This window comes from Rhodoferax sp. LB1P47, assembly GCF_056521445.1.
In genome coordinates this window covers 147,937-161,873 of the sequence record NZ_JBWMAU010000003.1, presented here as the reverse complement: position 1 = coordinate 161,873, position 13,937 = coordinate 147,937, and the positions used below count along the sequence as shown (strand labels likewise).

13 protein-coding genes are annotated in these 13,937 nt (G+C 61.5%); 7 read left to right on the top strand and 6 right to left on the bottom strand.

The annotated features are described in order from the left end of the window. Nucleotides 1-174 precede the first annotated feature (174 nt). From cysS to AC0969_RS06220, 3 genes are read left to right on the top strand one after another with little or no spacing between them, the layout of a single operon-like run. Nucleotides 175-1,554, top strand: a complete 1,380-nt coding sequence (gene cysS, locus AC0969_RS06230) for a cysteine--tRNA ligase (protein ID WP_479623270.1) — start codon at nucleotides 175-177, stop codon at nucleotides 1,552-1,554. A gap of 19 nt (nucleotides 1,555-1,573) precedes the next feature. Next, nucleotides 1,574-2,275, top strand: a complete 702-nt coding sequence (locus tag AC0969_RS06225) for a DNA-3-methyladenine glycosylase family protein (protein ID WP_479623269.1) — start codon at nucleotides 1,574-1,576, stop codon at nucleotides 2,273-2,275. Nucleotides 2,276-2,280: 5 nt separating this feature from the next. Beyond that, nucleotides 2,281-3,258: an acetyl-CoA carboxylase carboxyltransferase subunit alpha gene (locus AC0969_RS06220; RefSeq protein WP_479623268.1), complete on the top strand. Its 978-nt coding sequence runs from the start codon at nucleotides 2,281-2,283 to the stop codon at nucleotides 3,256-3,258. A gap of 92 nt (nucleotides 3,259-3,350) precedes the next feature. Here the strand turns inward: AC0969_RS06220 and AC0969_RS06215 are convergent, their stop codons facing one another. Together AC0969_RS06215 and AC0969_RS06210 are read right to left on the bottom strand one after the other, a co-directional pair. Then, complete coding sequence (locus tag AC0969_RS06215; RefSeq protein ID WP_479623267.1) at nucleotides 3,351-3,938, bottom strand: chromate transporter; 588 nt, start codon at nucleotides 3,936-3,938, stop codon at nucleotides 3,351-3,353. Next, nucleotides 3,935-4,504: a chromate transporter gene (locus tag AC0969_RS06210; RefSeq protein ID WP_479623266.1), complete on the bottom strand. Its 570-nt coding sequence runs from the start codon at nucleotides 4,502-4,504 to the stop codon at nucleotides 3,935-3,937. Before AC0969_RS06210 ends, AC0969_RS06215 begins: the two co-directional genes overlap by 4 nt. Before the next feature lie 136 nt (nucleotides 4,505-4,640). Here AC0969_RS06210 and AC0969_RS06205 point away from each other — a divergent pair, with 136 nt between their 5' ends. Continuing rightward, nucleotides 4,641-5,798: an acyl-CoA dehydrogenase family protein gene (locus AC0969_RS06205; RefSeq protein ID WP_479623265.1), complete on the top strand. Its 1,158-nt coding sequence runs from the start codon at nucleotides 4,641-4,643 to the stop codon at nucleotides 5,796-5,798. A gap of 57 nt (nucleotides 5,799-5,855) precedes the next feature. Here the strand turns inward: AC0969_RS06205 and AC0969_RS06200 are convergent, their stop codons facing one another. Further along, nucleotides 5,856-6,443 (bottom strand): lysophospholipid acyltransferase family protein, encoded by a 588-nt coding sequence (locus AC0969_RS06200; RefSeq protein WP_479623264.1) that lies wholly within the window; start codon nucleotides 6,441-6,443, stop codon nucleotides 5,856-5,858. Nucleotides 6,444-6,590: 147 nt separating this feature from the next. Here AC0969_RS06200 and AC0969_RS06195 point away from each other — a divergent pair, with 147 nt between their 5' ends. Next, the gene (locus AC0969_RS06195; protein WP_479623263.1) at nucleotides 6,591-8,939 is read left to right on the top strand and encodes a YgiQ family radical SAM protein; all 2,349 of its coding nucleotides are present in this window, start codon (nucleotides 6,591-6,593) and stop codon (nucleotides 8,937-8,939) included. A 9-nt stretch (nucleotides 8,940-8,948) separates the two neighbouring features. Here the strand turns inward: AC0969_RS06195 and nth are convergent, their stop codons facing one another. Both nth and AC0969_RS06185 read right to left on the bottom strand, forming a co-directional pair. Continuing rightward, entirely contained in the window at nucleotides 8,949-9,590 is a 642-nt protein-coding gene (gene nth / locus AC0969_RS06190; protein WP_479623262.1) for an endonuclease III, read from the bottom strand. A 19-nt stretch (nucleotides 9,591-9,609) separates the two neighbouring features. Continuing rightward, nucleotides 9,610-10,410, bottom strand: a complete 801-nt coding sequence (locus tag AC0969_RS06185; protein WP_479623261.1) for an HDOD domain-containing protein — start codon at nucleotides 10,408-10,410, stop codon at nucleotides 9,610-9,612. 166 nt (nucleotides 10,411-10,576) lie between these two features. On the opposite strand from AC0969_RS06185, the gene AC0969_RS06180 reads away from it, so the two are divergent. Continuing rightward, nucleotides 10,577-11,752 carry an aminotransferase-like domain-containing protein gene (locus AC0969_RS06180; protein ID WP_479623356.1) on the top strand — a complete coding sequence of 392 codons (1,176 nt, stop codon included), beginning with the start codon at nucleotides 10,577-10,579 and terminating at the stop codon, nucleotides 11,750-11,752. 106 nt (nucleotides 11,753-11,858) lie between these two features. Here the strand turns inward: AC0969_RS06180 and AC0969_RS06175 are convergent, their stop codons facing one another. After that, entirely contained in the window at nucleotides 11,859-13,055 is a 1,197-nt protein-coding gene (locus AC0969_RS06175; protein ID WP_479623260.1) for an amino acid aminotransferase, read from the bottom strand. A gap of 203 nt (nucleotides 13,056-13,258) precedes the next feature. Between AC0969_RS06175 and AC0969_RS06170 the strand changes: the two genes are divergently transcribed. Continuing rightward, entirely contained in the window at nucleotides 13,259-13,924 is a 666-nt protein-coding gene (locus tag AC0969_RS06170) for an ion channel (RefSeq protein WP_479623259.1), read from the top strand. Nucleotides 13,925-13,937 lie beyond the last annotated feature (13 nt).

Here is a 13,937-nt window from a genome sequence, read left to right as displayed (position 1 = left end):
ATGAGGCCAAGCCCAAACGCAGGGCGATATACTGCCAAGGATTGTAGCCGAGGGGTCTGCTGCCGCTTTCCCCGCCCCTGTGCCGTTTGCCTGCCGTCTGTCGCTACCCGATTCCACCACCCTTGTTCTCACGCCCGCCGAACCTTTATGCGTTCTGCGGTACTACTAGATTCCATGAGTTTGCGCATTTACAACACGCTGTCGCGTGCCACCGAAGAGTTTTCCCCTATCGAGCCCGGCCATGTGCGTATGTATGTGTGCGGCATGACGATCTACGACCTGTGCCACATCGGCCACGCCCGCATGATGATGGCGTTTGACGTGGTGCAGCGCTGGCTCAAGGTGAGCGGCCTGCGCGTCACCTATGTGCGCAACATCACTGATATTGACGACAAGATCATTGCCCGCGCCGTGCAGCGTGGCATCACCATCCGCGCCCTGACCGACGAGATGACCCTGGCCATGCACCAGGACATCGCCTTGCTGGGCATACAGCCGCCCACGCTGGAGCCCCGCGCCACCGACTACGTGCCGCAGATGCTGGGCCTGATCGCCACATTGGAAGCCAAGGGCCTGGCCTACCGCACGCCGCAGGGCGATGTGAACTTTGCGGTGCGCAAATTCCCCGGCTACGGCCAGCTGTCGGGAAAATCGCTGGACGAGCTGCACGCCGGTGAGCGCGTGGCGGTGCTGGACGGCAAGGACGACCCGCTGGACTTCGTGCTCTGGAAAGCCGCCAAACCCACCGAGCCCACTGACGCCATCTGGCCCAGCGACTTCGGCCCTGGCCGCCCCGGCTGGCACATCGAGTGCTCGGCCATGTCCTGCCAAACCCTGGGCGAGAGCTTTGACATCCACGGCGGTGGGGCCGATTTGCAGTTTCCGCACCACGAGAACGAAATTGCCCAGAGCGAAGGTGCCTCCGGCAAGCCGCTGGCCCGCTTCTGGGTACACAACGGCTTTGTGCGGGTAGACAACGAAAAGATGTCCAAGAGCCTGGGCAACTTTTTCACCATCCGCGACGTGTTGCAGAAGTTTAAAAAGCCGGAGACTCTGCGGTTTTTCTTGGTGCGGACTCATTACCGTAGTCCGTTGAACTACAGCGATATGCATTTGAACGATGCCCACACCGCGCTGAAACGCCTGTACACCGCACTAGATTCGGTCGTGCCCGTAGTGCCCGCCGTTATTGACTGGACCCAGCCGTTCGCCGCCCGCTTCCAGGCCGCGATGGACGAAGACTTTGGCACGCCCGAAGCGTTGGCCGTGCTGTTTGATTTGGCCTCTGAAATTAACCGCACCCAGTCGGCCGAACTGGCCGGGCTGTTGCAAGCCCTGGGCGGTACGCTGGGTTTGCTGCAAGGCAGCGCCAAGGCGTTTTTGCAAGCCGGTACGGTGCTGGATGACGCAGCGATCCAGCTGCTGATCGCCCAGCGCGCCGAGGCCAAAATCACCCGCAACTTCGCCGGAGCCGACCGCATCCGCCAGCATTTGTTGGGCCAGGGCATCGCCCTCAAGGACACGGCCAGCGGCACGACCTGGGAAGCTGCATGATCCATAATTTAGTTGTTTTATGCCTCCAGCGCAGGTGGAATGTGCGGTGGTAGCTCTTAAAAAGATAGCGGCTGAAGACGCGGCAGTGTTCACCCCCGCCTACTGGGCCGAAGCCCGCAAACACCTGGTTAAAAAAGACCGGGTGATGAAGCGCCTGATCCCGCAGTTTGGCGATGTCTGCCTGGAGACGCGCGGCGATGCCTTCACCACCCTGGCACGCAGCGTGGTGGGCCAGCAGATTTCGGTCAAGGCCGCGCAAACCGTGTGGGGCAAGTTCGTCAAGCTGCCCGAGCAGATGGCCCCGCAAAACGTGCTCAAGCTCAAAGTGGACGATATGCGTGCTGCGGGTCTGAGCGCCCGCAAGGTTGAATACCTGGTGGACTTGGCCCTGCATTTCGACGCCGGCAAGCTGCACGTGCAGGCCTGGGAAGACATGGACGACGAGGCCATCATTACCGAACTGGTGGCGATCCGGGGCATTGGCCGCTGGACGGCCGAGATGTTCCTCATCTTCCACATGATGCGGCCCAATGTGCTGCCGCTGGACGACGTGGGCCTGATCAACGGCATCAGCCAGAACTACTTTTCCGGCGACCCGGTGAGCCGCAGCGAGGCCCGCGAAGTGGCCGCCGCCTGGGCCCCGTTTTGCAGCGTGGCAACTTGGTATATTTGGCGCTCTTTGGCACCCGTGCCCGCGCCGGATGCGAAAAATAAGGAGTAAAAATTTTGGCTAAACGAACCTTTCTCGACTTCGAGCAACCCATCTCGGACCTGGAAACCAAAATCGAAGAGCTGCGCTACGTGCAGACCGAGTCCGCCGTCGATATTTCTGAAGAAATCGACCAGCTCAGCAAAAAGAGCCAGCAGCTCACCAAAGACATCTACAGCGTGCTCACGCCTTGGCAGATCACCAAGATTGCCCGCCACGCTGAGCGCCCGTACACGCTGGACTATGTGAGAGAAATCTTCACCGATTTCGTGGAGCTGCACGGCGACCGCCATTTCTCGGACGACCTGAGCATCGTCGGTGGTCTGGCCCGCTTCAACGGCACGGCCTGCATGGTGTTGGGCCACCAAAAGGGCCGCGACACCAAGGAACGCGGCCTGCGTAACTTCGGCATGACCAAGCCCGAGGGCTACCGCAAAGCCCTGCGCCTGATGAAAACCGCCGAGAAATTTGGCCTGCCGGTGTTTACTTTTGTGGATACGCCCGGTGCCTACCCCGGCATCGACGCGGAAGAACGCGGCCAGTCCGAGGCCATTGGCCGCAACATCTTCGAGATGGCGCAGCTGGAAGTGCCCATCATCACCACCATCATTGGCGAAGGCGGCTCCGGCGGCGCGCTGGCAATTTCGGTGGCCGACCAGGTGGTGATGCTGCAATATTCCATTTACTCCGTCATCAGCCCCGAAGGTTGCGCGTCGATTTTGTGGAAGACCTCTGACAAGGCTTCTGACGCCGCCGAGGCCCTGGGCATCACCGCCCACCGCCTCAAAGCCCTGGGCGTGATCGACAAGATCGTCAACGAGCCCGTGGGCGGCGCACACCGCGACCACAAGCAGATGGCTGCCTTCCTCAAGCGTGCCCTGGGCGATGCCTACCGCCAGGTCAGCGACCTGAAGGTCAAGGAACTGCTGGACCGCCGCTACGACCGGTTGCAGAGCTACGGCAGGTTTACCGACACCAAAGCAGAATCCAAGTAAATTAAAAAGGGCCTTTCGAGGCCCTTTTTTAATGGTCGAATCGGCCTCTGGCGCTTATTGAATGTGCGCAGGTAGCTATTGAATAAATAGCATCACACCCAGCCCATCGCGCCCAGCACCGCCCCCGTCCCCAGCAGCCACAGAATGTGGATCTTGGTGCGCCAGAACACCCAGGCGCTCAGGGCCGTCATCAGCCACAGCGGCCAGTCGCGCTCTGGCCCGTGCTGGGCGCTGGACAGCAGCCAGCCGGTGGCCAGCATCAGCGCAATCACGATGGGGGCCATGCCCTGTTTGAAGGCCCGCACGGCGCGCAGCTCGCGGTTACGCTGGCCCCAACGGGCCGAAAACCACATCAACAGCGTGCTGGGCAGCAAGATACCCAGCATGGTGCAGGCCATGCCGAGCAGGGCCAGCGCGTAGCCGCCCGCATTCAGCCCCACGTACCAGCCCATCAGGGCGATGAACAGCACATTCGGCCCCGGCGCGGCCTGGGCGATGGCGATGGATGCGTTGAACTGCGCGTTGGTCAGCCAGTGCTGCTCTTCCACCAAAAAGCGGTGCATGTCGGGGGCGGCGGTGATGGCCCCGCCCACCGCCAGCAGCGACAGCGAGATGAAATGCCAGAACAGGTTCAGCCAGTCCAGCGCATCCAGGGCGATGCTGTGCAGGCCGGGGTTCATGGCGTGAGCTTTCGGTAGGTGAGCATGCAGGCCGCACCGCCCACCAGCAGCAATACGTAGACCAGCGGCCAGTGCAGCAGGGCCACGGGGATGAAAGTGAGCAGCCCCAGCAGCACACACAGTGCGCGGCCCAGCACATGCAGGCGCACGGCCCGCAGCAGGCGCAGGCCGGTGGCGCAAATCAACCCGGCGGCCACCGCGCCCATGCCGCGCAGCGCGCCAATGGCGGCCGGGTTGTCGGCATATTGGGCATACACCAGGGCCAGCGCCAGCACTACCAGCAGCGGTACGGCCAGCAAGCCGGTGCAGGCCGCCAGGGCCCCGCGCAGGCCGAAGTAGCGGTCGCCAATCATCACCGACAGGTTCAGCACATTCGGGCCGGGCATGATCTGCGCCACCGCCCAATCTTCCAGGAATTCTTCTTGCGTGAGCCAGCGCTTTTTGTCCACCAGCTCGCGCTGCACCACGCCCAGCACGCCGCCAAAGCCCTGTAAGGCCAGCCAGGTGAAGGAGGTGAATAAATCGGTGGGCGAACGCGGCTGGGAGGGGGTGGATGGGGCTTGCATGGCGGGATTATCGCTATCGTTTTAGCAGTCTTGATCGCGCGGAAGTTTATCCCCCAATGGGGGGAAATGTGAGCCTGTGGACCGCTTGCGCTGCGCTACATTGCTTCTTCAACCCAGCATCTATCGAAACACGCCCATGATTGAACGCTCTCTATTCAGCCCCGACCACGAAGCCTTTCGGGACAGTTTTCGCCGTTTTGTAGAGAAAGAAATCGTGCCTTTTCATGCCGCCTGGGAGGACCAGGGCTATGTCGACCGGGCCGTGTGGCATGCGGCCGGGGCCAACGGGTTTTTATGCGCCTCCATGCCTGAAGAGTTTGGCGGTTCGGGGGCCGACAAGCTGTATTCGGTGGTGCAGATGGAGGAACTGGCCCGCGCCGGGGTCACCGGCATTGGCTACGGCTTGCACAGCGAGATCGTCGCCCCCTACCTGCTGCACTATGGCACGCCTGCGCAAAAGGCCCAATACCTGCCGCACATGGCCAGCGGGGCGATGGTGGGCGCGATTGCCATGAGCGAACCCGCAGCGGGGTCGGACCTGCAAGGCATCCAGTCCACCGCCCTCCAGCAGCCCGACGGCAGCTACCGGCTCAACGGCAGCAAGACCTTCATCACCAACGGCTGGCATGCCGACTTGGTGGTCGTGGTGGCCAAAACCAATCCGGCGGCCGGGGCCAAGGGAACCAGCCTTTTTTTGGTCGAACGCGGCATGCCGGGCTTTAGCGTGGGCAAGCGGCTCAAGAAGCTGGGCATGAAAGCGCAGGACACGGCAGAGCTGTTTTTTGACAACGTGCACCTGGGTGCCGGGCAATTGCTGGGCGGCGCGGTGCATGCCAACAAGGGCTTTATCTGCCTGATGGAGCAGCTGCCCTGGGAGCGTCTGCAAATCGCCATCACCGCCGTGGCCGCAGCCCAGGCCGCCATCGACTGGACCGTGGCCTATGTGAAGGAGCGCAAGGTGTTTGGCCAGCCCGTAGCCAGTTTCCAGAACACCCGTTTCACCCTGGCCGAGCTGCAAACCGAGGTGCAGGTAGCCCAGGTGTTTATCGACCGCTGCACCGAACTGCTACTGCAAGACCGCCTGGACACCGCCACCGCCAGCATGGCCAAGTACTGGACCACCGACCTGCAATGCAAGGTGATGGACGAGTGCGTGCAGCTCTTCGGCGGCTACGGCTACATGTGGGAATACCCCATCACCCGCGCCTACGCCGATGCCCGGGTGCAGCGCATCTACGGCGGCACCAACGAGATCATGAAAGAGGTGATTACCCGGGCAATGGGGTTAGGCTGATTGCTATATTAAATATAGCTAATAGCGCATGATGCATATGCGCTAGAAGCACTTTTTTTATAAATTTTCTGCGCGGGAGTTTTTACCCTTAAAGGGGGCGTAAAAGGCCTGGATGCTGCGCATGTCGGCCTCGATGTCTCCAGTGGGGTAGAACACCGGCCCCAGCCCAGCGACTTTGCGGCTGTAGTCCATGTAGGCCAGCACAATTGGCACCCCGGCCCCCAACGCGATGTAGTAAAAGCCGGTTTTCCAGTAGCGCACCTGGCTGCGCGAGCCTTCGGGTGGCACCACCAGTTGCAGGCTGTGGTCGGCTTGCTGTATGGCCTGTACCGATGCTGCCACCATGTTTGTAGATGTCTCGCGGTTCACGGAAATGCCGCCCAGCCAGCGCATCAAGCCCCGAAAAGGTGGTTTGAAAATCGACTCCTTGCCCATCCAGTAAATATGCAGCCGCAGCACAAAGGCGGTCATCAGCGTGTAGGGCAGGTCCCAGTTGCTGGTGTGGGGCGCGGCGATCAGCACGCATTTGGAGATATGTTGGGGCAGGGCGCCTTCAATGGTCCAACCACTGCATTTCAGAAAAACCTGGCTCAGGGCGCGTAAAACGGTGTTCACCACCGGGGTGTCAAAAATCGTGCGGTGCATGCAAAAGGGCGCGAAAGGCAAAGATGTGGACGGGGGCCAAGGGTAGCCGATCCGTTGCAGGGCTTGGCGTGGGGCTTTCCCGTGGGAAAACTGGCCGTCTATGCCTCCAAGCCTTAAAATCGCGGGTTAATCTCCACAAAGACAGCCATGAACGCCCCCGTCGACGTTTCTTTTTTCGCGCGCGCCGCCAAGCCGCTGACCAGCTACCGCAAGTACTGGGCGGCCCGCTTTGGTACTGCCAAATTTTTGCCCATGAACCGCGCCGAGATGGACAAACTGGGCTGGGACAGCTGCGATGTGATCATCGTCACCGGCGATGCCTACGTAGACCACCCCAGCTTCGGCATGTCGGTGATTGGCCGCATGCTGGAGATGCAGGGCTTTCGCGTCGGCATCATCGCCCAGCCCGACTGGCAAAGCGCCGACCCGTTCAAGGCGCTGGGCAAACCGAATCTATTCTTCGGCGTCACGTCGGGCAACATGGATTCGATGATCAACCGCTACACCGCCGACCGCAAAATCCGCAGTGACGATGCCTACACCGCAGGCGACATCGGCGGCAAGCGCCCCGACCGCGCGGCCATCGTCTACAGCCAGCGCTGCCGTGAAGCTTATAAAGACGTGCCGATTATTCTGGGCGGCATCGAAGGCTCGCTGCGCCGCATCGCCCACTACGACTACTGGTCTGACAAAGTGCGCCGCAGCGTGGTGGTGGATGCCAAGTGCGACCTGCTGCTGTACGGCAACGCCGAGCGCGCCATTGTCGAAGTGGCCCACCGCCTGGCCGCCAAAGAGCCGATTCAGAGCATTACCGATGTGCGCGGCACGGCATTTATCCGCCGCAGTGACGACCCCACTGGGCGCGATTGGATTGAGATCAACTCCACTTCGGTCGATGCGCCGGGCCGGATTGAGTCGCACATCAACCCCTACCAAACCACCTCTGAGCAGGCGGCAGAGCAGGGCACTAGCTGCTCCAAGGACGAAGCCAATCCGCAGGGTTTGCCCGCCACAGCGGTGGTCAAGATGAGCCCGTCGCTGGGCGATGCTTTGGCCCGTTCGCAAGCACGTGAACTGGCCAAAATCAAAGTCCCCGCCCGTGACCGTTCGGTCATCCGCCTGCCATCCTATGAGCAGGTCAAGGCCGACCCGGTGCTCTACGCCCACGCCAACCGCGTGCTGCACCTGGAAACCAACCCTGGCAACGCCCGCTGCCTGGTGCAAGCCCACGGCGAGGGCGTGACCGCCCGCGACGTGTGGATCAACCCGCCGCCCATCCCGCTGACCACGGCCGAGATGGACACCGTGTTCGACCTGCCGTATGCCCGCAGCCCGCACCCGGCCTACGCCGACGAGAACGGCAGCCATGACGGCACCACCAAGATACCCGCCTGGGAGATGATCCGCTTCAGCGTGAACATCATGCGCGGCTGCTTTGGCGGCTGCACCTTTTGCTCTATCACCGAGCACGAGGGCCGCATCATCCAGAGCCGCTCCGAAGAATCCATCATCAAAGAGGTGGAAGACATCCGCGACAAGGTGAAGGGCTTCACCGGCACGATTTCCGACCTGGGCGGCCCCACGGCCAACATGTACCGCCTGGGCTGCAAGAGCCCCGAGATCGAGGCTGCCTGCCGCAAGCCCAGCTGCGTCTACCCTGGCATTTGCTCCAACCTGGGTACCAACCACGACCCGTTGATCAAGATCTATCGCCGCGCCCGTGCGCTCAAGGGCATCAAGAAGATTTTGATCGGCTCCGGCCTGCGCTACGACCTGGCTGTGCAAAGCCCCGAGTACGTCAAAGAATTGGTGACCCACCACGTGGGCGGCTACCTGAAAATCGCGCCCGAGCACACCGAGCAAGGCCCGCTGACCAAGATGATGAAGCCCGGCATCGGCAGCTATGACAAGTTCAAAACCCTGTTCGAGAAGTTCAGCGCTGAGGCCGGCAAGAAGCAGTACCTGATCCCGTACTTCATCGCCGCGCACCCCGGCACCAGCGACGAAGACATGATGAACTTGGCCCTGTGGCTGAAGAAAAACGGCTTCCGTGCCGACCAGGTGCAGACCTTCTACCCGTCGCCGATGGCCACCGCCACCACCATGTACCACAGCGGCAAAAACCCGCTGCGCAAGGTCACCCGTGACAGCGAGACCGTAGACATCGTCCGTGGCGACCGCCGCCGCCGCTTGCACAAGGCGTTTTTGCGCTACCACGATGCCAACAACTGGCCGCTGCTGCGTGAAGCCCTGAAGGCGATGGACCGCGCTGATTTGATCGGCAACGGCAAGCACCACCTGATCCCCACCTACCAGCCGATGACCGATGGTGGCTACGAGAGCGCCCGCAAGAAGAACTCCACCACGGTGACCACCACAGCTTCAAAGGTGACCAAGGGCCGTTTGCTGACGCAGCACACGGGCCTACCGCCGCGTGACAACGGGTCCGGCAAGCCTGCCAAACCGGCGAAATCGGCGTACAGAGCGAAGGTTTAGGCCGCCCCTTCAGCCCGGGGCGGGTGTCTTGGGCAGAAAGTCGCAAAACTGTGCCACACGGCACTGCCAGCACAGCGGTTTGCGGGCCTGGCAGATGTAGCGGCCATGCAGGATCAACCAGTGGTGCGCGTCCACCATGTACTCTGGCGGGATGCGTTTGAGCAGGCCTTTTTCTACCTCCAGCGGGGTCTTGCCAGGGGCCAATCCGGTGCGGTTGCCTAGGCGAAAAATATGCGTGTCTACCGCCATGGTGGGCTCACCAAAGGCTACGTTCAGCACCACGTTGGCGGTTTTGCGGCCCACACCGGGCAGTGCCTCTAGCGCCTCACGGGTGCGCGGCACCTGGCCACCATGCAGTTGCACCAGCATCTGGCAGGTTTGCAGCAGGTGTTTGGCTTTGCTGTGGTAGAGGCCGATGGTTTTGATATAGCTCTCCAGCCCGTCCAGTCCCAGGTCCAGAATCGCCTGTGGCGTATGGGCCACAGGAAACAGCTTGCGGGTGGCCTTGTTGACCCCCACATCGGTGGCCTGGGCTGACAGCAGCACGGCCGTTAGCAGCTCGAACACACTGGTGTACTCGAGCTCGGTAACCGGCATCGGGTTGGCGGCCTGGAGAGTGGCAAAAAATCCGGCAATAGCGTCGCGTTTCATGCCGGGATTACACCGCAGTTCAGTCCATTTGTATGAAACTGTCCGGCAGGGGGAATTTGGCGCGCATCCACTCGGGGTTGAGTTGCAAAGCCTTCACCACGTCTTCGGGCAGTGCGTCCAGCATCTCTGCGCCGCCGGGGGGCATGTCGGCCAGCAGCATGGCCAGGTGGACGATGCCGCCCAGCCGGTTGAAGGGTTTGGCTTCCATGGGGTCTGACGAGGTGTCCAGCGCCCGCACGATCTCGGCGGGGAAGTTCCAGCGACGGGCCAGTTCGGCGGTGATCTGGCCTTCGTTAAAGCCGGTCAGCCGGGTTTCGCGCTCCCAGCGGCCGCCGGGTTGCCGGGGCAGCTTTTCAATTTCGGCCAGGCTGGCGGGCTGTATCTGGGCAATCATCATCTCGCCCAGCCGGACCATCATGCTGGCCAACCAGGCTTCGCTGCCATCCAGCCCCAGGTTGGCTGCCAGCCACTGCGCATAGCCCGCGCTGACCATGCAGCTGCGCCAGAATTCGGTTTGGCTCAGCCCTTCCACCGGCGGAAATGCATCGCCCATAGAGGCCGCCAGTCCCAATGTGCGCACCCGGCCCATCCCCACCAGGCTGATCGCATCGCCCACCGAGCTGACACTACGGCTCAGGCCAAAACTGGCGCTGTTGGCCAGGCGCAGCAGCCTGGCGGTGAGCGTGGCGTCCTTGGCGATGATGGCCGCTACCTGCGGGCCGGTAGCGTCTTCATCGTTGAGCGTGCGGATCAGCGCGTGGCCGACTTCGGACATGACGGGCAACTTGACCGTTTGGAAAAATACTGCGATGTCGGGCATGGTGCGTCCTGTGGTGAAGGTGAATTAATTGCTTACATCCCACCCCATTCTGTACGATTTATGGGGCACTTTTGGGTATGTAGAGCCAGCGTTTTCCCCATGCAGAAGGCCGGTGTGCAGATTGGCGACAATGACTTCCCGAAAGCGAATAACACACACCATGTCACTGCACTTTGCCGACCGCCTCCAGAACGTCGAAACCTCCGCCATCCGCGAACTCTTCAAGCTACTGGGCACGCCCGGCATCATCAGCTTTGCGGGTGGCTTTCCCGATCCGGCGCTGTTCGATGTGGCGGGTATCGCCGAGTCCACCGCCTTCGTACTGGCCAACAACCCCGGTGCGGTACTCCAATACGGTGCCACCGAGGGCTTCAACCCGCTGCGTGAGCAGCTCAGCCTCTTCATGGGCCACAAAGGCGTGACGGTGGCCCCGGAAGGCCTGATCGTCACCACCGGCAGCCAGCAGGCGCTGGACCTGATTGGCAAGACCATGATTTCGCCCGGCGACACAGTGATCGTCGAAGCCCCGACCTTTTTGGCCACTATCCAGTGCTTTCGCCTGTACGGTGCCAAGCTCATCGGCGCGCCCATCGACGCGGACGGTGTGGATGTGGATGCACTGGAAAAGCTCATCGACCAACACAAGCCCAAGCTGGTTTACCTGATTCCCACTTTTGGCAACCCCAGCGGGGCCACGCTGAGTCTGGAGCGGCGCAAGCGTATTCTGGAAATTGCGGTGCGTACCCAAACGCTGATCGTCGAGGACGACCCCTACTGCGAGCTGTACTTTGACCAGCCACCCCCCCCCAGTCTGCTGGCCCTGAGCGCCGACGTGCCCGGCAGCCGCGACTGGCTGGCGCACTGCGGTTCGATGAGCAAAATCTTGAGCCCCGGCCTGCGCGTGGGCTGGATGATTGCCCCGCCCGCGCTGCTGGCCGCAGCCACCATGTGCAAGCAGTTCAGCGATGCCCATACCAGCAACCTGACCCAGGCTACGGCCGCGCACTACCTCACGCTGAACCGGCTGGACGGCACGCTGATCCAGGTGCGTACCACCTACGCCGAGCGCGCCCGTGTCATGGCCGCCAGCCTGCAACGCGATCTGGGTAGCGCCATCACCTTTAACGCCCCGCAAGGCGGTATGTTCTTCTGGGCCCGGCTGACCGAAGGGCGCGATGCCAGCGCCTTTGCCAAGCGCGCCATCGAAAAACTGGTGGCCTTTGTGCCCGGCGCGCCGTTTTTTGCCCACGACCCCGATGTGTCCACCCTGCGCCTGAGCTTTGCCACGGTGGGCCTAGAGAAGATCGAAGAGGGCATTGCCCGGTTGGGCCAGGCACTGTAATTTTGGGATTAAATTTTTAGACGTAAAAATAGCTGCTAGCGCATGTACAACATGCGCTAGCAGCTATTTATTTAGGAGTAAATTCGCTCCTGTTACAGCTTGGGGCTTACACCACCTTGGCAATCGACGCGCAGACGTAGTCAATGTTTTTGCTGTTCAGCGCGGCCACGCACATGCGGCCGGTGTCGGTGCCGTACACGCCAAACTCGTCGCGCAGACGCACCATCTGGTCCTTGCTCAGGCCGGAGTAGCTAAACATGCCGATTTGTTTGGTGATGAAGGACATGTCTTGCTGCACACCGGCGGCTTTGAGACCATCGACCAGCTTTTGCCGCATGGCCTTGATGCGCACACGCATTTCGCCCAGCTCTTGCTCCCACTGGGAACGCAGCGCGGGGGTGTTGAGCACGGTGGCCACCACGGTCGCACCGTGGATTTGCGGGTTGCTGTAGTTGGTGCGGATGCACACCTTGAGCTGGCTCAGCACGCGGCCGGCCTCTTCTTTCGACTCGCACAGCACGGTCAACGCGCCCACGCGCTCGCCGTACAGGCTGAAGCTCTTGCTGAACGAGGTGGACACAAAGAAACTCAGGCCCGCAGCCACAAACTTGCCGATGACCGCGCCGTCCTCGGTGATGCCGTAGCCAAAGCCTTGGTAGGCCATGTCCAGGAAGGGGGTCAGATTGCGTGCCTTGACGACCTCGACCACTTGGTCCCATTGGGCGGCGGTGATGTCGTAGCCTGTGGGGTTGTGGCAGCAGGCGTGCAGGACCACGATGGTGCCGGCCACGGCGGCGTTCAACGAGGCCAACATGCCGTCGAAGTTCACACCGCGTGCGACGGCATCGTAGTAGGCGTAGCTTTCGACCTCAAAACCGGCGTTTTGGAACAGGGCGCGGTGGTTTTCCCAGCTTGGATCGCTGATCATCACCTTGGCGTTGGGGTTGAGCTTCTTTAAAAAGTCAGCGCCAATCTTCAGACCGCCGGTGCCGCCAATGCCTTGTACGGTGATGGCCCGGCCGGAGGTGGCGGCTTCGGAGCCGACACCGAAAACCAGGTCTTTTACCGCTGCGTCATAAGCCGCCACGCCGTCGATCGGCAGGTAGCCACGGGGCTTGGGCGCGTCGGTCATTTGCTTTTCCACGGTTTGCACGCAGGCCAGCAGAGGCAGTTTGCCGTTGTCGTCGAAGTACACGCCCACGCCCAGGTTGACTTTGTTGGGGTTGGTGTCGGCATTGAATTGCTCGTTCAGGCCCAGAATCGGGTCGCGCGGGGCCATTTCGACGGCGGTAAACAGTGACATGGAAAAATCCTTTGGGGGTTGTCAATAACGGTTTGCCCGTGTGTGCGGGCAGCCGCGAATTTTAGCTGGGGTGGCGTGGGGCTCTACCGTCGATTCTGCTGGGTACTATGGTTTCGATAGCTGCTTGCGCCTATTGAATAAGCACAGAGTGTCAATTTGACACGTATTTTTACCGGGTAGGCGCAGTGCGGGAGAATCTGCGCATGCGCTACCTTCGCCTCTACGCCCACACCCGCCGCCACCCGTCTGCCATTTTGCTGCTGGTGCAGCTGCTGGGCATGGTGCTGTACCCCTTTATCGAGGACACCGACGCGGGCCGCATTGGCTTTGGCGTGTTCGGCATTGTGGTGCTGGGCATCACCGTCCGTATGGTGCGCAGCACGCCGGGCCTGACTTGGGTGAGCGTGTGCATCGCGCTGCCGTCAATAGTCTTGCTGGCGCTACAGGCCCTGTACGGCATGCCGCATCTGCTGCCCTGGTCGGCGGGGCTGGAGGCGGTTTTTTACTTTTATGCGGCGTTCAGCCTGATCCGATACATGCTGGAAGACCACCGCGCCACCACCGATGAGCTGTTTGCGGCAGGGGCCACCTTTACTTTGCTGGCCTGGGCGTTTACCTATTTGTTTGTGCTGGCGCAGGCGCTGCAGCCCGGCTGCTTTGCCGCCGCCGTCAACGCCGACCAGCCCCGCACCTGGACGGAGCTGATGTTCTTGAGCTTTGCGCTGCTCTCCAGCACCGGTATTGGCGACGTGATTCCCATCACCCCGCATGCGCGCTCGCTGGCCAGCCTGGAGATGTTTGCCGGGGTCATTTACCTGGCTGCCGTGGTGTCGCGTTTGATTGGCTTGACTCTGCAGCCGACCAAGTAAGCCTGTATTCCTA